Here is a 19,649-nt window from a genome sequence, read left to right as displayed (position 1 = left end):
GCCCAAGTTATTTCTCAATTGATTACTCGAATGGAGATGCATCAAGTAATAGGTGTTTGTATAGATGTGATCATTAGAGTGTATAGAAAAATGAGGCTCGATCTGCAAAAAAAGTTTATAAGGATATGAAAGCTCATTTTAATTTCTATCTGAAAATTTGGGGTTGTTTAAAGACTACAGATAAAAATATTGACAATAAAAGAGTTCCAAACTGATGATTTACCTTAAAAAGACAAGGTGCTGAAAAATCGATCAGCAATGATCCTAATAGGGTTGAAATTAGTCATTAAAGATCTTCAAGCTGTTTTTTGAATTCTAAATCTTCAATTAAATTTTCTTCAAATTTATTTAATTCAAGTTCAACATCTTTTTTGTTTAATTCTTTTCTTATTGTGAAAGGGTAGAATATATTAATAAGGCCTGCAATTGCTAAAAATAGAAAGAGGGTTTGAATCAACAAATTATCTGAAAGATATTCCATTAAAAGATTTTTATTGAAGTAGTTAAATAAAAAATAAATAATTGAAATAACCGCAGCAATAAAAAAAACAAGTATAGTTTTTCGTCTATTAAAAAATTTATGCACTTTCTCTTTTTTTAATTAGAAACTTAAATTTACTATTTTAAATTTAATCTGTGCTAATAAAATTAATTTGTTTGTATTATAATATCCTTTTAAATTATAAGATTCCTGCTTTCGCAGGAATTAACCTCGCCAAATAATCAAAATGCTCACCTTCTAAAATCAATTCACATTTTAGCTCCACAGTGTCACAAGCCAAACGCAATGTGTTAAAATCCAAATAAAGCCACTTCATTGGCAATTCTCTTTCACCCTTATAGCTTAAGAAATAATCAAGTTCGCCATGATAGCTTGAATTAGTATCCATCCAAAAGCCACCATCTTCATCTTCGTACATATATTTTATATCGGAAGAATCAATTAAAACTTGTCCGCCAGTTTTTAAAAGGCTTTTTAAATGTGATAAGTACTTTGAAACCTGAGATAACTCTTGAAATATGCCTGTACCATTCATCAACAGGAGAATAGTATCAAAAGTTTCGGTTTCATCTAAAACATTCTTTTTTTCAGCATTTATAATACCTCGTTGTTTGGCAACATCAATAGCGCCTTTAGAAATATCAATTGCTTTTACTTTTAAGCCTTTTTTTTGTAAATACAAGCTATGACTTCCAGAACCACAACCCACATCTAAAATAGAACCTTTAGCTAACTTTAAAGCTTTTTGTTCTAAACTAGGCATGCCTTTAAAACCACGAAACAAATAAGGAAGGGGTAATTTATCTTCGTCAGAAATACTTGTAGAAGTAACAATATCCTCCGTATAGTTTCCGTTTTGGTAATCTAATAATGCTTTTCCGAAAAGATCTTTCAAAAGTTACGTTTTGTGTCATGTTGAGCGCGGTCGAAACATCTCGTAATAAATTAGATTTTTCATTTCGTTCAGAAAGACAAGTTTGTTTATTTTTACACCATGCAAGACATCATTAAAAACCTTCCAAAGCTCGCCAAAGATAAGCATAACGAAAACAAAAAATTCTTTGCCAGGTTAAAAAAGAAACCACCGAAGAATTTGGATTATATCATGCAAGAATTACATGATGACGAGTTTGAACGTACTGACTGTTTAGAATGTGCGAACTGTTGTAAAACAACTGGCCCATTATTCACAGATAAAGATATTGAACGGATTTCGAAACACTTCAAACAAAAACCACAGCAGTTTATAAATCAATATTTACGAGTTGATGAAGACAATGATTATGTATTACAAACCGTTCCCTGTACTTTTTTGGGAACAGATAATTATTGCTCTATTTATGAGGTAAGACCAAAGGCATGCAGAGAATTTCCGCATACAGATAGAAAAAAGTTTCAACAAATATCAAACCTAACTTTAAAAAATGTAGCTATGTGTCCTGCTGCTTTTAACATTGTAGAGAACATGAAAAAAAGAATAAAATAGTATATTTAGTAAAAATATTCTATTTGGAAACCATTTTAAATTACTTTGAAACCATACCTCCATTACATAGAGGTATTATCATAGTTGGAGGATTAACCTTCTTTTGGATTATAGAAGGCATTATGCCCTTATTTGGATTAAGCTACAAAAAATGGAAACATGCCATACCGAACATGTTTTTTACGCTAACAACAATTCTTGTAAATCTTCCTTTAGCTTTTGTATTTTTAAAATCATCAGATTGGGTAGTTGCTAATAATTTTGGAATTCTAAACTGGCTTCCAGACATGCCAATATGGTTATATGGCATTCTAGGAATCTTTTTAATTGATTGTATTGGTGCATACTTACCGCATTTAATTGAGCATAAAGTAAAACCATTATGGATGGTGCATTTGGTACACCATTCAGATCATCATGTAGATACCACTACGGCTAATAGGCATCATCCTTTAGAAAGCCTTATTCGTTATGTCTTTACACTTTTGGGCATATTTGTAATAGGGACACCAATTGCACTTGTTTTTTTGTATCAGTCACTATCGGTTGTAGCTACACAATTTAATCATGCCAATATAAAACTGCCTAAAAAAGTAGATCATTTACTAAGCTATATTATAGTATCACCAGATATGCATAAAGTTCATCACCATTACAAACTACCATATACAGATTCTAATTATGGTAACATTTTTTCAGTTTGGGATAGGCTTTTTGGAACCTATATGAAATTAGATACCGACAAAATTATTTATGGGGTTGATGTGTTTCCTGATGAAACAAAAAATGGCAATATTAAGGACTTATTATTACAACCATTTCAAAAATATATAAAACCAACGACTTCCATAAGAGAGTAAAATATCTCCTAAATTTTATGAGATTGCTATAAAAAAGCATTTTGTTATATTTTTCATTATAAAACTATTATTCTTAGTTAAAGCGTGTTATTATAAAACACATTTGTTATGTAAAGACTTGATTTTTAGTCGTAAAATTGATTACGAATAAAAATTATTTAAATATGAAGTTAAAAACGATAGTAATTAGTTTATAAGTATGTTCTTTTTTATGGCATTTATAAATATTGATAAACAGCAGTCTCACTATCATTATTAAAAGGAGCGTTTAGAAAAAACAAAATCTTTTACAGTAGAGGTAATTGAAGCCATGCCAGAGAATGATTATTTATATAAGCCAGTAGAAAACGTTCGTTCATATACGGCTCTAGCATCACATGCCATATACTCTATAGAATGGAATATTGAATTAATGAAAGGAAGTCCTATTAAATGGGAACCTGGTAATGAAGATCGTTTTAGTAAAGAAGAATTAATAGTATATGCTAATGAGCAATTTGATAATCTATTAAATTTTGTTGCTCATGCTAAGGAAACCACAGAATTAACAAACAAAATTATTGATGTACTTAATCATAACGCACATCACCGTGGACAAATGATCACTTATTTGCGTATGAAAGGTGTTACACCTCCAATATTATAGATAAAAATAAATTACGGTGAAACACATTAAAAATAGTATACTGATTTTAACCCTTATTTTAGGGGTTCAAAATGTATTAGCACAAGACTCAAAGTATTTACACTTATTAGTAGACTCCATACCAAATGGTAAACCTGTATTAGTCAATTTTGATGTAGAAAAAGGGTATATGGCAACAGAGCGTATTGCTATTTCAAAGAATGGGAAATCAATATATTATGGTGTTAGAAATGGTTATGCAACATTGTCTAAGCCAGATGCTTTAGCACATATTATGAAAATTGAATTTAATAAAGGTAAATGGAGTAAACCGCAAACTATTTTTGCCGATAGTTCTGGAGCGCCGGCATTATCAAGAAACGAAAAGATATTATATTTTCAATATGAAGATACAATAGCCCCACAAGGGTTATACTCAAAAAAAACAAGAACAGGTTGGGCAATACCTAAGGTATTTAAAAAAACGATAGAGAAATCTCATTATTGGCAATCACCTAAAGAAGATAGTCACTATTATTCAGCTGGAATTAAAGAAAATAAGAAGATTCAGGATGTTTTTCATGTAGTTACTACCAAATCAGATACCCTTATAAAACGATTAGGATTTAATGTTAAGGGAGACTGGTCTGATTTCTATGTTTCGCCAGATGAGTCCTTTTTGATTCTATTATTTGGTGAACTAAATAAAGGAGGCGCGTATACTTTCCATGGGAATTCGAATCTATTCATATCTTTTAAAAGAAATAATAATACATGGACAACTCCAGTTAATTTAGGAAAAGAAGTACATAGTATTTCCAAATGGAATTGGGGGCCTTATGTTACCAAGGATAAAAAATATTTATTTTTTTCAAGTTGGGGGGAAACAGTTGGTACATATATGATAGATTTTAAACCCATTTATAATAGACTTAAATTAGCATCAGAAAATAAACAAGATTAAAAATGCTAATTTGTCTTAGGCGTATTATATTTTTACTTTTTATTCATTTATTTATGAGTTGTAATGAGTCAGTAGTTATAGATATTCAAGGTCATAGAGGTTGTAGAGGACTCATGCCAGAGAATACCATACCAGCATTTAAAAAGGCTATAGCGTTAGGAGTGCATACTTTAGAATTGGATGTGGCGGTTTCAAAAGACCATATTGTAGTGGTATCTCATGAACCTTATATGAATGGAAGTATTTGTTTAGATCATAAAGGAAAAGAGATACCAGAATCGGATGATAAAAAATATAATTTATATCAAATGACGTTTGACAGTATCAAACAGTTTGATTGTGGGACAAAGTTTTATTCCAGATTCCCTGAGCAAGAAAAAATTAAGACTTACAAACCAAGTTTAGATGAGGTTATTAAAATATCAAAATTATTAAACCCCAATATTAGATTTAATATCGAAATTAAGTCCAGCCCTGAATACGATGACGTTTATACACCTGGGCCAAGGGATTTTGTGCAATTAGTTCTGGAAGTGATAAAGAAGAATAATGCTTTTGCTGACACGAATTTACAAAGTTTCGATTTACGTATTTTGGAAGAAATAAAAAAACAAGCCCCAAAAATGGAAGTAGCGCTTTTAGTAGAAGAAGATAAAGATATCTGGAATAAAATAACAGCCATGACTTATTTACCAGAAATTATTAGCCCATATTATAAACTATTGAATAAAAAGACAGTAAAAAATCTTAAAGCAGAAAACTTTAAAGTCATTCCATGGACGGTAAATGACGTTGAAGAACTTCAAAAAATGATTGATTTTGAAGTAAATGGAATTATAACAGATTATCCAAATAGATTAATTGAAATTCTTGAAGACTAATCATATATTAAATACTTACTACGTGTTTCCCTAAAACTTTCCAAAGCATCTTGCCAAGTTGCTTTAATTTCGGTTTCACTTAAACCTGCTTCAATCTGTTTTTGTAATTTATCAGTTCCCGCATGTTTAGTGAAGTTATTTGTATTGAAAAACATTGATTTGTCTGTCGAATTTTGATACGCTTCAATAACCCATTTTAGTGTCATAAAACCATTAAGTTCTTCATTTTTTAAATCTTTACCGTAACATACAACACCTTTATGTTTAGGATATTTAGCACCAAAGTTGGCAACAGGTGTGTAGCTAAATATAAGTGCAGTTTTGTCTATAAAAGGAGCACCAAATCTTTGAAATTGAAATTCAGTACCACGACCAGCATTCACATTAGTACCTTCAAAAAGACCTAGACTAGGATATAATTTTATAGCTTGATCATTAGGCAAGTTTGGAGAAGGCCTTAGAGGCAAGCTGTAAAAAGTATCATGCGTATAATTCTTAATAGTAATAACAGTTAACCCGCATTGCTCCCCATTTTTTAACCATTTTTCACCATTAATCATTTGTGCATATTCTCCAATTGTCATACCATGCACCAAAGGAATCGGGTGCATTCCTAGAAAACTTTTATTCTTAATCTCTAAAGTAGGACCATCTACATAATGTCCGTTTGGATTTGGTCTGTCTAATACTAAAACAGGAATTCCTTGTTCAGAACAAGCTTCCATAATATAGTGTAATGTAGAAATATATGTGTAAAATCGAACGCCAACATCTTGAATATCAAAAACAACAACATCCAAGCCTTCAAGTTGCTCTTTAGTAGGCTTTTTGTTTTTTCCATAAAGTGATACTATAGGTAGATTGGTTTTAGTATCAATACCGTCCTTAACTAATTCGCCAGCATCTACACGACCACGAAAACCATGTTCTGGAGAAAATACTTTTTTTATATCAATTTTTAAAGACATTAAAGAATCAACTAAATGAGTCATAGTATCTTTTTCGACCACATGCTCAACAGATCGCTCATTAGTTTCTGGATCAATATCCATAACTTTTATTTTTTCTTTCTTAAAAATCACAGAAGTTTGATTTGCAACAATACCAACACGTTTCCCATTTAAAAACGATAAATATTTGTCCGTTTGATTAGCACCAACTATAATAACACTATCGTTTTTTTTAGTATAAGAAATCTCATTTTTAAGGGATATTTTACTTTTTGCTTTAGAAGCACAAGAAATCATTATAAAAACAAATAATAAAACTGTATTTTTGAAAATATTAAACCTCATTGATTAATTTGAATTACGAATTTTTTATAGCTAAACGCATTATTGGTAGTAAAGCGTATAAAAGTAGTATATCGGCACCAATAATAAAAATTGGAATTGCTGCAATTGCCATTGGTATTGTTGTAATGATGATTGCTATAGCTACTGGGGTAGGTTTACAGCAAAAAATTAGAGATAAAGTAGTAGCGTTCAATGGCCATGTTACTATCACCAAATATGATAGTAATAATTCACAAGAAAGTATTATCCCAATATCTAAAAACCAAGAATTTTATCCTGAGTTTAAGTCCGTAGAAGGTGTTAGTCATATTCAAGGAGTCGCAGCTAAGTTTGGTATTATTAGAACGGAAACTGATTTTGAAGGTGTTTATTTAAAAGGTGTAGGAGCAGATTATAATTGGAGTTATTTTGAAGATTTTTTAATTGAAGGAAAACTTCCGGATTATTCAACAAAAAGAAACGAAGACGTTTTAATATCTCAGTATTTAGCTAATAGGTTACAATTAAAGCTTAACGAAACATTTCAAATGGTGTTTCGAAAAGATGATCCAGAAAAATTAACAAATATAATCACCTACCAAATTGTTGGAATATATAATTCAGGATTTCAAGATTTTGACGCTAATTATGTTATAGGTGATATCCGTCATTTACAAAGAATAAATAGATGGGGAGATGACCAAATTGGAAATTTTGAAGTGTTTATTAACGACTACAATAAAATAGATGAAAAAGGTATAGAAATATATAAAAATATACCTTCAATACTTAATTCTGAAACCATTAAGCATAAATATGCTTCGATTTTTGATTGGATTCAAATTTTCGATACAAATATTTATGGTATTATTGGTATCATGATACTAGTGGCAGGTATTAATATGATAACCGCTTTACTTGTTTTAATCTTAGAACGTTCACAAATGATTGGGATTTTAAAAGCAATAGGAAGTAATAATTGGAGCATTAGAAAATTGTTTTTGTATAATGCCTCTTACTTAATTCTTATTGGCCTATTATGGGGTAATATAATAGGCTTAGGGTTTCTATTTGTTCAGAAATATTTTAAAATTATCACACTTCCTGAAGAAACATATTATGTCGCCGAAGCACCGGTTTACCTGAGTTTTAGCTATGTTTTGGCATTGAATGTTGGAACACTTGTACTCTGCTTATTAATGCTTTTAATACCTTCTTATATAATCACAAAGATATCTCCAGTAAAAGCTATTAGATTCCAATAGTTGTTTACGTTTTTTTGAATTACTTCACTAGTCATTTAGTGTTTTATAATATTAAGGTTATAAATACATTTCTCTATATTTTTTATTTAGTTGATTCGTTTCAGATAAAACCGAAACAGATGAGCCTCTATCAGGTAATCTAAAGGGGTACGTAAGTTAGTTAACTTTTTAACTTAAATTTGTAAAGTAAATTTATACTATGGAATACGCTAAAAATATATTAGGCACTATTGGTAATACACCGCTAGTAAAATTAAATAAACTTGTAGAAGGATTACCATGCTTAGTGTTAGCAAAATACGAAACATTCAATCCAGGCAATTCTGTTAAAGATAGAATGGCCGTAAAAATGATTGAAGATGCTGAGGCAGACGGACGATTAAAACCTGGTGGAACCATTATTGAAGGAACATCTGGTAATACAGGAATGGGGTTAGCCTTAGCAGCCATAGTAAAAGGTTATAAAATGATCTGTGTTATTAGTGACAAGCAGAGTAAAGAAAAAATGGATATTTTAAGAGCGGTAGGAAGCAAAGTTGTAGTATGCCCAACCAACGTAGAGCCAGAAGATCCAAAATCATATTATTCAACATCAAAACGACTTGCAGAAGAAACACCAAATTCATGGTATGTAAATCAGTATGACAATCCCAGTAATACAGCAGCACATTACGAAAGTACAGGTCCAGAAATATGGAAACAAACAGAAGGTAAAGTAACACATTTCCTCGTAGGGGTAGGAACTGGAGGAACCATATCAGGAGTCGGTAATTATTTAAAAGAACAAAATCCTAATATAAAAATTTGGGGAGTAGATACTTATGGTTCCGTATTTAAAAAATATCATGAAACGGGCATATTTGATGAAAATGAAATTTACCCTTATATCACCGAAGGTATAGGAGAAGATATTTTACCAAAAAATGTCGATTTCAGTGTTATAGATGGTTTCACTAAAGTAACCGATAAAGACGCAGCAATTTATACACAAAAATTAGCAAAAGAAGAAGGTATGTTTCTTGGTAATTCAGCAGGAGCTGCCATAAAAGGGCTCCTTCAGTTAAAAAGTCATTTCAAGAAAGATGATGTGGTAGTCGTTTTGTTTCATGACCATGGAAGCCGTTATGTCGGTAAAATGTTTAATGATGAGTGGATGCGGGATCGCGGGTTTATTGAAGATAAGCTAACGAGTGCGCAAGATATTATTAATAATCATTTAGATAAACCTCTGGTAACAGTAAAAACAGAAGAATTAGTATCTCATGCGATTGAACGTATGAAGACATATAAAATTTCCCAAATACCAGTTGAAGATTCATCAGGATTTGTTGGAGCTGTTGATGAAGCAGATTTGTTACGTAAATATATTGAAAACAAAGATATTTCTGATTTACCGATTAAAGAAGTCATGCATAGACCCTTTCCTATAGTAAGTGAAAATACTCCTATAGAAGCTATATCTAAATTAATTCATAGAGATAATAATGCTGTATTGGTGAAACTTAATAATGGAGGGTATCAAATCATTACTAAGTATGATATTATTAGTGCTTTATAATTAATACTAAAAATAGCTTTATACTTACAGAATAGTGAGTTTTTACATCTATAATTTTTTGTTTTTAATGTAACTAACTGTAAATAAAATCTTTAAAAAATTTTGTTTATATCGTATTTTGTTATATTTTCGATAAAATGTATTAATTTAACGATGAAATGCATTTTCGCAAATTACTAACTATAAATACCAGGTATGAACGTTCAACAAATATCCTTACAACAGGATAATTGGCTAGAAGATATTTCAGTTTTAAATATTGAAGCTAATATATTTCTACTTTTTGTATCTCCAGATTTTAATTCTAAAAAGCAAGTACTGGATTTCATAAATAATAAGTACCCTGAAGCGACTATTATAGGATGTTCCACAGCAGGAGAAATCTCGGATATTACTGTTAAAGATGAGACAATATCTCTTACAGCAATAAAACTAGATAAGGTTATCTGTAAAAAATCATCAATAGAAATTATTGATATGGATTGCAGTTTTAAGTCAGGACAATTCTTAGCAAAAGATCTTTATGATAAAGATTTGAAGCATGTATTAGTTTTAAGTGATGGACTTAACGTTAATGGAGCCGATTTAGTTTCTGGCTTAAAATCAGAAATTCCGAATGTTAGTATAACTGGAGGTTTAGCTGCTGATGGATCTGATTTTAATAAAACATTTGTTATCAACGATAATAAAATAGTCGATAAAACCATTATAGCTTTAGGTTTTTATGGAGAACATTTAAAAGTAGGCTTTAGCTCAAAAGGAGGATGGGATAGTTTTGGTATAGAACGATTGGTTACTAAATCAAATAAAAATATTCTTTATGAATTAGATGGTTTACCAGCATTAGAATTATATAAATCTTTTCTAGGAGAACAAGCTAATAATTTGCCAAGTTCTGGGTTGTTATTCCCTTTAAGTATGAGGTTAGATGAAGATTCTACACCTGTAGTTAGAACTATTTTAGCAATAAATGAAGAAGACCAAAGTTTAACATTTGCAGGAAACATCCCGGAAGGATCCTATGTTCGTTTAATGAAAGCAAATATTGATAGATTAATTGATGGAGCCGCAGATTCCGCAATCGGAGCTAATAAAGAACAAGAAGAAAAATCTGAATTAGCTATTCTTATTAGCTGTGTAGGTCGCCGTTTGGTTTTAAAACAAATGGTAGAAGAAGAAGTTGAAGCAGTAAGAGATATAATAGGAAAAAAGCCTAGGATAACAGGTTTTTATTCATACGGAGAAATTGCTCCTTTTGGAGAGTTTTCACCTTGTGAATTGCATAATCAAACGATGACTATTACAACACTTTCAGAATGCTAAATAAAAACTATCATAGACTATTAAAACGTCAGCTTAAAAAAACAGGATTAGACACATCTAAGAATCCAGAGTTTATTCGGTTTTTTAATATGGTTAATGATGCTTATAAAAGTTTTGACAAGGATGTAAAACATATTGAAAATATTCTTGAAGAAAGCTCTAGAGAATTATTTGTGGCTAATCAAAGATTAACAAAGGAAAGAGATAATATCAATAAAAAATTAGGACACATTGTAGATAATATAGGCGGTGTTCTTTTTGAAACTGATCTTGATGGAAATTTTACCTTTTTAAATAACGCTTGGGCAGAATATTCTGGAATTCCTATCGATAATGCTGTAGGGAAAAGTTTTAGAACCTTTTTACATGGTGAAAACATAGAAGGTTTTAAACGATTTGATGATCTGTTTTCAATAGAAAAAGAACATATTAAGTTCATATTTAAAAATGAAAGGAACGGTGAAATAATGTGGTTTGAAGTAAAATCAAAACTCATTAAAGACCGTCAAGGAGTCTCAACTGGTTTTATAGGAACTATTATAGATGTGACAAACTTAAAAGAGACAGAAATAGAATTACAGAGAGCAAGTAAATCTAAAGATGAATTTTTATCTACAATGTCTCATGAAATTAGAACACCTCTAAACGCTGTTACTGGATTAACTAATATTTTACTTATGGAAGATTACCTCCCAGATCAATTAGAAAACCTAAAAGCATTAAAGTATTCGGGAGAGCATTTATTAGGATTAATAAATGATTTATTAGATTTTGACAAAATAAAATCTGGTAAACTAAAACTTATAGAGAAGGATTTTAGTTTAAATTATTTTTTAGAAAGTATAAAATCTCATTTCGGGTTAAGAACAGAGAAAAAAGGCTTGATTTTCAATGTTATTAAAGAAAATGATGTACCAGATAATATTATAGGAGACAAATTAAAATTGACTCAAATAATTAAAAATTTATTAAGTAATTCTTTAAAGTTTACCGAAAATGGATGCATTAATCTTAGTGTTAATAATTTGGGTGTAAAAGAAAATAAAGTAACACTTATTTTTAAAGTTACAGATACAGGAATAGGCATATCAAAAAGTAGACAAGAATCTATTTTTGAAAGTTTTATGCAGGCAAACTCTGAAACATCTATAAAATATGGAGGTACAGGTTTAGGCCTGTCAATAAGTAAAAAATTATTAAACCTCCAGGAAAGTGATTTAAAGGTTGAAAGCGAACTTGGTAAAGGCTCAACATTTTCGTTCGAGATTACTTATAAAATAAGCAATAGGCTTAGTGTTTATGAACCAGATATGATTAAAATGCAACCTAGCTATGAACCTATTGATATAAATGTTTTAGTTGCCGAAGATAATAAAATGAATGTGCTGATTCTTAGACGTTTTTTTAATAAATGGGGGGTTACATTTACCATAGCAGAAAATGGAGAAGAAGTATTGGAATTATTTAATAAACATGATTACGATTTAATACTTATGGACCTGCAAATGCCAAAAACAAATGGGTATCAAGCAGCAAAAATTATTAGAAAATCAGAAGATAAAAGTAAAGCAAACATTCCTATAATAGCTTTAACTGCTTTCGCACAAACTGATGTTAAAAAGAAAACTCAGCAGTATAAAATGAATGGGTTTATGGGGAAACCTTTTAACCCCGAAGAATTGTACAAATTACTAAAATCATATAGTAAGTCTTATAATAAAAAAGCCATTTAATTACTGCTGTATAATACCTTTTATTAAAAAATTTAAATCAATATGTATTTAATTTCTTATTATAATTTGGAATTTACGTACAACAGTTCTACTTTAGTTGCATGCAAGAAGATTTTTTACATTACATCTGGAAATATAAAAAAATTCAAATAGATCAACTCAAAACAACAACTGGAGAAGGTGTTGTAATTAATACTATAGGACAACATAATTTAAATTCTGGACCGGATTTTTTTAATGCACAACTCACTATTGATGAACAGCTTTGGGCAGGTAATGTAGAGATTCATGTAAAATCATCCGATTGGTTTTTACATCATCACGAACAAGACAAAGCATATGACAATGTTATTTTACATGTAGTTTGGGAACACGACACAGATATTTTTAGAAAAAATCATACAGCAATACCAACCTTAGAATTAAAAGATTTTGTTAGCAAAGATGTTTTAAATAATTATGAAGAACTATTTAATAAAGAAGATAAGTGGATTAATTGTGAACGCGATTTTGCAAATAGTGATGATTTTGTTTTATACAATTGGTTAGAACGTTTGTATTTAGAACGTTTAGAAAGAAAATCTAAAACAATAGAGCAGCTTTTAAAAGAATCAAAAAATGATTGGGAGGCAGTTTTGTTTAAAATGTTAGCTAAAAATTTTGGACTTAAAGTAAATGGAGATTCATTTTTTAGTTTGGCAAAATCTATTGATTTTTCAGTGCTAAGAAAATCACAATCAAATCAACAAACTATAGAAGCATTATTGTTTGGACAGTCTGGTTTGTTAGACCAACATATTGAAGATAGTTATCATTTGGGACTAGTTAAAGAGTACAAATTTTTGAAACAAAAGTTTAAACTAAAAAATAGTCACGTATTACCTTGTCACTTTTTTAGACTACGACCATCAAATTTTCCAACCATTAGATTATCTCAATTAGCAAGTCTATATTATGAACATCAAAATTTGTTTTCAAAGATTTTAGAAACCAATCATTTGAGTAATTTTTATAAGTTATTTAAAGTGTCAACATCAAAGTTTTGGGAAACACATTACACCTTTCAAAAAGAATCAAAATCATCTAAAAAAAGTCTTACTAAACCATTTATAGATTTATTACTAATCAATACGGTTCTACCACTTAAATTCTGTTATGAAAAACAAAAAGGAGAAGCCGATAACTCGGATATCGTAAAAGTTGCTACTTCAATTACTTCAGAAAAAAACAGTATTATTGATGCGTTTAATAACTTAAAAAAAGTATCAAATTCGGCACTAAGTTCGCAAGGGCTTATTCAGCTTAAAACAGAATATTGTAATAAAAATAAATGTTTGCAATGTGCAGTTGGTAATACTCTAATCGTTAAATAATAATAACTTACTTTATTGAAGTTTTCTTCAAGGTTTTTAATTAATTTGTCATTCTTACAAAAGTGGGAATCTAAAACATATAATTTATTAAATTTTATATTTAAATTGCGGCATGAACTATATCTATAAACCATTATTGTTTTTTCAAAAGCATGGCTATTATGTTTGTCAGCGTATAGCAGATAGATTTGGTATTAGAGCTAAAGTAGTCAGAACAACATTCATGTACTTAACATTTGTAACTGTTGGTTTTGGTTTTGCCTTATATTTATTCTTAGCTTTTTGGATAAAAATTAAAGATTTGGTTTATACCAAGCGAACATCGGTTTTTGATTTATAATCAGATAGGTATTTCTATGAATCCACTTATAAAATTTTTTAGAACCAAAATATATACAGCGGTATTTCTATTAGTAGTTATTTTATTAATAGGTATTACTGGCTATAAAATGATATCCGATTATTCGTGGATTGATTCGCTTTATATGACTGTTATTACCATGACCACTGTTGGTTTTGGTGAGGTGGTTCCTTTAGACGATCAATCGAAAGTTTTTACTATATTTTTAATATTAGCAAGTGTCGTTATTGTAGGATACGCACTCTCAATAATTACCGAGTATATTTTAAGCAAAAATGATATAGAAGAATTAATACATAAGAAGATGCAAAAAAAGATAGATAGTTTTAAAGGTCATATTGTTATTTGCGGTTACGGCAGAAACGGTAAGCAGGCAGCTAGAAAACTTTTAGCCTATAAAAAAGAATTTGTAGTTATAGAAAAGGATAAAGAAGTGGAAGAACGTTTACAAATAGATAATGTTTCTTATGTTATAGGTAATGCTAATGAAGATGAAACGCTTATTCAAGCAGGAATAGATAGAGCGTCTTGTTTAATATCTGCTTTACCCAATGATGCCGATAATTTATTTGTCGTGCTTTCAACCAGACAATTAAATAAATCTATTAATATTATAAGCAGAGCTTCTCTAGAGACTTCATACGATAAATTAAAACTGGCAGGAGCTAATAATGTTATCTTACCTGATAAAATAGGAGGCGATCATATGGCATCTTTAGTAGTAGTTCCTGGTTTAATGGAGTTTATTGATAACCTGTCAATTGTTGGTAAATCGAATATTAATATAGAAGAAGTTGCAGTTGAAAAGCTTTATAGTAATTCGAAAGAAGCCAGAACAATAAAAGATTTAGATCTTCGTAAAAAAACAGGTTGTACCGTTATTGGTTATAAAGATGAAAATGGTGAATATTTGGTGAACCCAGAGGCAGAACTGGAATTAGCATTAAATTCAAGACTTATTGTTTTGGGACGACCAGAACAGATAGATGCCCTCAATTCTGAGTACAATATAAATTAGTGAATCCTTGATTTTAACAACCATTGTTTTAAAAAATCATTTTTTTTTAGCATCTTGCTAGCTTTTAATAAGAATTTTTCAATAAAATTAATTAATTCAACATATCCATATCCTATGAAGAAATATCTTCTTTCAATATTTACTTTAATACTACCATTTATAATATTTGCACAAGAGACTGCCGAAAAAGGTATTGATGAAAGATTCAATGAAGCTTTTAAACCAATATCAGATGCATGGGGTTCAATTGTTTTTTATCCAGTTCAATTTACTGAAGAAGTAGGTATGCCTATAGTAATTATTATGCTTTTATTGGCAGGATTACTTTTTACAATACTATTTAAAGTTGTAAATATTAGACTATTTCCAGTTTCAATAAATATCGTTAGAGGTAAATATGATGATATTGATCATCATGAAGTTGAACCAAAATCAATGGTAAATGTAGTTGATGGAGATATAGTTGATACCATTGCTATTGAGGGAAAAGATGGAGAGGTTTCACATTTTCAGGCGCTGACTGCGGCATTATCAGGAACAGTAGGCTTAGGTAATATAGCAGGAGTTGCTATTGCAATTTCTTTAGGAGGTCCTGGAGCTACTTTCTGGATGATATTAGCTGGTTTATTAGGAATGTCTTCAAAATTTGTAGAGTGTACACTTGGAGTAAAATATAGAGATATAGGTGAAGATGGTACTGTTTTTGGTGGTCCGATGTATTACCTTAAAAAAGGTCTTGCAGATGTTGGTAAAGGAGGTTTAGGAAAAGTATTAGCCGTTTTATTTGCAATCATGTGTATAGGCGGTTCTTTTGGTGGCGGGAATATGTTTCAGGCAAATCAGGCAGCACAACAGTTTAATACAATGATTGGAGCTAACTCAACTGCAGCAGGTGTTATTTTTGGAATTGTTATGGCTATAATAGTTGCCATAGTTATTATTGGAGGAATAAAGAGAATAGGAAGCATTACTGAAAAAATTGTGCCTTTCATGGTTGGAATTTATTTCATTGCTGCTATAGTTATTTTAGCGGCTAATTTTAATTTAATAGGTTCTGCATTCGGGCAAATATTTGATGGTGCTTTTAATGCAAAAGGAATTACAGGAGGCGTTTTAGGTGTCTTAATTATAGGTTTTCAAAGAGCAGCTTTCTCTAATGAAGCAGGTGTGGGATCAGCAGCAATAGCTCACTCTGCAGTGAAAACTAAATATCCTGCATCTGAAGGGTTGGTCGCTTTATTAGAACCATTTATTGATACTGTTGTGGTTTGTACAATGACGGCTTTGGTAATCATTATAACAAATGGAGATGGAAGTATCATGGAGTATGGCGTAAAAGCACCAGATGGTGTGTTAGCAACATCAAAAGCTTTTGCTTCTGTTATTCCTTGGTTTCCATATGTTTTAACTTTAGCAGTTGTGTTGTTTGCATTGTCAACCATGTTATCATGGTCTTATTATGGGTTACAATCCTGGATGTTCTTATTTGGAAGGTCTAAAGCTTCAGATTATTCATATAAAATCTTATTTTGTTTATTTATTATAATTGGTTCTGCGGTAAGTCTTGGTGCTGTAACAGATTTTTCCGACGCTATGATTTTTGCAATGGCTGTGCCGAATATAATAGGGTGCTTTATTTTATTTCCTAAAGTTAGAGAAGAACTTTCAAAGTATTTAAAAGCTATTAAACCTGGTCGTAATTAAATAAAAACTATAAATTATGAAGTCCCATTTCATGTTTTCTAAAGAACAACGAAATGGGATTTTTTTATTAATAATACTCATAATTGGGTTGCAATGTATTTACTTTTTTGTAGACTTTTCATCTGAAGGTATTTCGGTTGATAAAGAAACCCTAGTTCAATTTAATAAAGAAATGGATTCACTTAGAATAGTTAAACTTGAAGAAAGTAAACCTAAGATATATCCTTTCAACCCTAATTATATAACAGATTTTAAAGGAGCATCGTTAGGAATGTCTAATAAAGAAATAGATAGGCTGCTAGCTTTTAGGAAACAGAATAATTGGATTAATTCAACGAAGCAATTTCAGGAAGTTACAAAAATATCCGACTCACTTTTAAATCAAATCACACCATATTTTAAATTTCCAGAATGGGTATCTAACCCGGACGGAGCGTTTAAAAATTATCCAGTGGATGATTTTAGCGAACAGGCCAGATGGCGTGGTGGCAACTTTAACAATAAACCAAAAACCTTTGCCCAAAAACAAGACTTGAACAAAGCAACGGCGCAACAGCTGCAAAAAGTTAATGGTATAGGAGTCACTTTTTCAGAACGTATTATAAGGTTTAGAAATAAATTTGTTGGAGGCTTCATAGATGATGTGCAACTTCAGGATGTGTATGGACTAACCCCAGAAATCATAGAAAGAATAACAAACCATTTTACAGTAAAGATGCCAAGGAAAATTAAAAAATTAAATATAAATACGGCAACTCTAGATAATTTGGTAACTGTTCAGCATATAGACTATGATTTGGCACATAATATAATTGAGCAACGTCAATTAATAGAAGGATATAAATCTCTAGATGAATTAAAAAAAGTAAAAGACTTTCCAGTAAATAAAATCGATATAATTAAATTATATTTGTCCCTCGATTAAAAAAAATAGCGTTTATGTAATGGGTATTAACTTGAAATCAACTACAATACAGAAAAAGTTAATTATAAATTGCACCTAACCAATAAAGAATAATAAAATTTAATAGATGAATAGTATGTACTTCACAGAAGAGCATAATCTTTTTAGAAAAAGCCTTCAAGACTTTCTAAATAAAGAAGTGGTTCCTAATATTGAAAAATGGGAAAAAACAGGAACTATAGATAGATTTATTTGGAAAAAGTTTGGAGATATGGGCTTTTTTGGTATTAACTATCCTGAAGCTTATGGAGGGCTGAATTTAGATTTATTCTATACAGTGATACTTCTTGAAGAACTTCAAAAAATAAATTCAGGTGGTTTTGCAGCTGCAATTTGGGCACATGTTTATTTGGCAATGACGCATTTAAATGCAGAAGGTAATGAAGCCATTAAGCAAAAATATTTAGTACCAAGTATTACAGGAGATAAAATAGGATGCCTATGTATTACAGAGCCTTTTGGTGGTAGTGATGTGGCAGGAATGCGTACCACAGCAGTTAAAGAAGGCGATCATTATATTATTAATGGCTCTAAAACATTTATTACAAATGGCGTATATAGTGATTATTTAGTAGTCGCTGCAAAAACAAACCCAGAGCTAGGTAATAAAGGGGTTAGTATATTCGTAATAGATAGAGAAGCTGACGGCGTATCAGCAACCAAATTAGATAAGTTAGGTTGGAGAGCATCAGATACAGGAGAGATAGCATTTGATAATGTTAAAATACCAGAGACTAATTTAATGGGAGAGGAAAATAAAGGGTTTGCCTATATACTGCAGCATTTTTCTTTAGAACGTTTGGTTATGGGAGTTAATGCACACGCACGTGCTGAATATGCACTGGAATATGCATTACAATATATGTCAGACCGTCAAGCCTTTGGTAAATCGATTGATGAATTCCAAGCACTAAGACATAATATTTCAGACCTATATACCGAAATGGAAATATGTAAAGAATTTAATTATTCAGTTACTTATAGGTTAAATAAGGGTGAGTATGTCGTTAAAGAAGCATCGATGTCTAAATTAAAGTCAACAAAAATGGCAGACGATGTTATCTATCAATGTCTTCAGTTTTTAGGAGGTTATGGTTATATGGAAGAATACCCAATGGCAAGACTTTTACGAGATAGTAGACTAGGCCCAATAGGAGGAGGTACTTCTGAAATCCTTCGTGAGATTATCGCCAAAATAGTAATAGACAAGAAAGAGTACAAGCCGGTAACAATTTAGTTTATTAGTGTTTTGGCGAAAATCATAAAAGATTATCGCCAAAATAGTAATAGATAAGAAAGAGTACAAGCCAGTAACAAGTTAGTTTATTAGTGTTTTGGCGAAAATTATAAAAGATTATCGCCAAAATAGTAATAGATAAGAAAGAGTACAAGCCGGTAACAAGTTAGCTGCCTAAATTAGGACAAATACTATTTTAAATTTACGATTTATTATATGTGTTTTATTATGTATTAAAAAAATCGTAAATCATAATTTTGTAATTCCAAAATAGTATATATATTTGCAGCCTGAAAATTTAAAAGAGAGGAGGTTAAGACACTATGTTAATAATACCTATTAAAGAAGGAGAAAATATAGATAGAGCGCTAAAGCGTTTTAAGAGAAAGTTTGATAAAACTGGAACTAAACGTCAATTACAAACACGTAAGCAATTTAATAAGCCTTCAGTAGTACGTAGAGCACAGATTCAAAAAGCTCAGTACATCCAAGGATTAAGAGATGCAGAAGAAGTTTAAAAA

The 19,649-nt window shown here is 30.5% G+C and carries 18 protein-coding genes and 2 pseudogenes; 17 read left to right on the top strand and 3 right to left on the bottom strand.

The features are described from left to right. Positions 1–119 precede the first annotated feature (119 nt). Positions 120–215 (top strand): annotated as a pseudogene (locus EM932_RS21220) (DUF1287 domain-containing protein); the annotation flags it as partial. Between the two features lie 71 nt (positions 216–286). Here the strand turns inward: EM932_RS21220 and EM932_RS10265 are convergent. Both EM932_RS10265 and EM932_RS10260 read right to left on the bottom strand, forming a co-directional pair. Continuing rightward, positions 287–481 (bottom strand): hypothetical protein, encoded by a 195-nt coding sequence (locus EM932_RS10265; RefSeq protein ID WP_135877099.1) that lies wholly within the window; start codon positions 479–481, stop codon positions 287–289. Between the two features lie 199 nt (positions 482–680). Further along, positions 681–1,397: a class I SAM-dependent methyltransferase gene (locus tag EM932_RS10260; protein ID WP_135877098.1), complete on the bottom strand. Its 717-nt coding sequence runs from the start codon at positions 1,395–1,397 to the stop codon at positions 681–683. 99 nt (positions 1,398–1,496) lie between these two features. Between EM932_RS10260 and EM932_RS10255 the strand changes: the two genes are divergently transcribed. The 5 genes and pseudogenes from EM932_RS10255 (at position 1,497) to EM932_RS10235 (ending at position 5,318) form a co-directional block, all read left to right on the top strand. Continuing rightward, positions 1,497–1,988: a YkgJ family cysteine cluster protein gene (locus EM932_RS10255; RefSeq protein WP_135877097.1), complete on the top strand. Its 492-nt coding sequence runs from the start codon at positions 1,497–1,499 to the stop codon at positions 1,986–1,988. 23 nt (positions 1,989–2,011) lie between these two features. After that, positions 2,012–2,848, top strand: a complete 837-nt coding sequence (locus tag EM932_RS10250; protein ID WP_135877096.1) for a sterol desaturase family protein — start codon at positions 2,012–2,014, stop codon at positions 2,846–2,848. A 280-nt stretch (positions 2,849–3,128) separates the two neighbouring features. Next, positions 3,129–3,494: pseudogene (locus EM932_RS10245) on the top strand (DinB family protein); the annotation flags it as partial. A gap of 16 nt (positions 3,495–3,510) precedes the next feature. Next, positions 3,511–4,437, top strand: a complete 927-nt coding sequence (locus tag EM932_RS10240) for a hypothetical protein (RefSeq protein WP_135877094.1) — start codon at positions 3,511–3,513, stop codon at positions 4,435–4,437. A 53-nt stretch (positions 4,438–4,490) separates the two neighbouring features. Then, a complete protein-coding gene (locus tag EM932_RS10235) occupies positions 4,491–5,318 on the top strand; it encodes a glycerophosphodiester phosphodiesterase family protein (protein ID WP_135877093.1) in 828 nt (275 codons plus the stop codon). Here the strand turns inward: EM932_RS10235 and EM932_RS10230 are convergent. Then, entirely contained in the window at positions 5,315–6,613 is a 1,299-nt protein-coding gene (locus EM932_RS10230; RefSeq protein ID WP_135877092.1) for an exo-beta-N-acetylmuramidase NamZ family protein, read from the bottom strand. The two genes, EM932_RS10235 and EM932_RS10230, sit on opposite strands and share 4 nt — an antisense overlap. 8 nt (positions 6,614–6,621) lie before the next feature. Here EM932_RS10230 and EM932_RS10225 point away from each other — a divergent pair, with 8 nt between their 5' ends. From EM932_RS10225 to rpsU, 11 genes are all read left to right on the top strand, one after another. Continuing rightward, complete coding sequence (locus EM932_RS10225) at positions 6,622–7,857, top strand: ABC transporter permease (protein ID WP_135877091.1); 1,236 nt, start codon at positions 6,622–6,624, stop codon at positions 7,855–7,857. A 199-nt stretch (positions 7,858–8,056) separates the two neighbouring features. After that, positions 8,057–9,415 carry a pyridoxal-phosphate dependent enzyme gene (locus EM932_RS10220; protein ID WP_135877090.1) on the top strand — a complete coding sequence of 453 codons (1,359 nt, stop codon included), beginning with the start codon at positions 8,057–8,059 and terminating at the stop codon, positions 9,413–9,415. A gap of 195 nt (positions 9,416–9,610) precedes the next feature. Then, entirely contained in the window at positions 9,611–10,738 is a 1,128-nt protein-coding gene (locus EM932_RS10215) for an FIST signal transduction protein (RefSeq protein WP_135877089.1), read from the top strand. Next, positions 10,732–12,471, top strand: coding sequence for a PAS domain-containing sensor histidine kinase (locus EM932_RS10210; protein ID WP_135877088.1), 1,740 nt, complete (start codon positions 10,732–10,734; stop codon positions 12,469–12,471). The genes EM932_RS10215 and EM932_RS10210 overlap by 7 nt, the downstream gene beginning before the upstream one ends. Positions 12,472–12,572: 101 nt before the next feature. Continuing rightward, positions 12,573–13,844: a DUF2851 family protein gene (locus EM932_RS10205; protein ID WP_135877087.1), complete on the top strand. Its 1,272-nt coding sequence runs from the start codon at positions 12,573–12,575 to the stop codon at positions 13,842–13,844. A gap of 112 nt (positions 13,845–13,956) precedes the next feature. After that, positions 13,957–14,184 (top strand): PspC domain-containing protein, encoded by a 228-nt coding sequence (locus EM932_RS10200; protein ID WP_135877086.1) that lies wholly within the window; start codon positions 13,957–13,959, stop codon positions 14,182–14,184. A gap of 16 nt (positions 14,185–14,200) precedes the next feature. Beyond that, on the top strand, positions 14,201–15,223 hold the full coding sequence (locus EM932_RS10195) for a potassium channel family protein (RefSeq protein ID WP_135877085.1): 1,023 nt from the start codon (positions 14,201–14,203) through the stop codon (positions 15,221–15,223). Positions 15,224–15,337: 114 nt separating this feature from the next. After that, complete coding sequence (locus tag EM932_RS10190) at positions 15,338–16,927, top strand: alanine/glycine:cation symporter family protein (protein WP_135877084.1); 1,590 nt, start codon at positions 15,338–15,340, stop codon at positions 16,925–16,927. A gap of 16 nt (positions 16,928–16,943) precedes the next feature. Continuing rightward, positions 16,944–17,852, top strand: coding sequence for a ComEA family DNA-binding protein (locus EM932_RS10185; protein WP_135877083.1), 909 nt, complete (start codon positions 16,944–16,946; stop codon positions 17,850–17,852). Between the two features lie 106 nt (positions 17,853–17,958). Beyond that, complete coding sequence (locus EM932_RS10180) at positions 17,959–19,128, top strand: acyl-CoA dehydrogenase family protein (protein WP_135877082.1); 1,170 nt, start codon at positions 17,959–17,961, stop codon at positions 19,126–19,128. Between the two features lie 323 nt (positions 19,129–19,451). Beyond that, positions 19,452–19,646 (top strand): 30S ribosomal protein S21, encoded by a 195-nt coding sequence (rpsU, locus tag EM932_RS10175; RefSeq protein WP_135877081.1) that lies wholly within the window; start codon positions 19,452–19,454, stop codon positions 19,644–19,646. The last annotated feature ends 3 nt before the right edge of the window (positions 19,647–19,649 follow it).

Source organism: Flavivirga rizhaonensis, from assembly GCF_004791695.1.
In the GTDB taxonomy this organism is placed as follows: domain Bacteria; phylum Bacteroidota; class Bacteroidia; order Flavobacteriales; family Flavobacteriaceae; genus Flavivirga; species Flavivirga rizhaonensis.
This window is presented reverse-complemented; position numbering and strand designations above follow the sequence as displayed.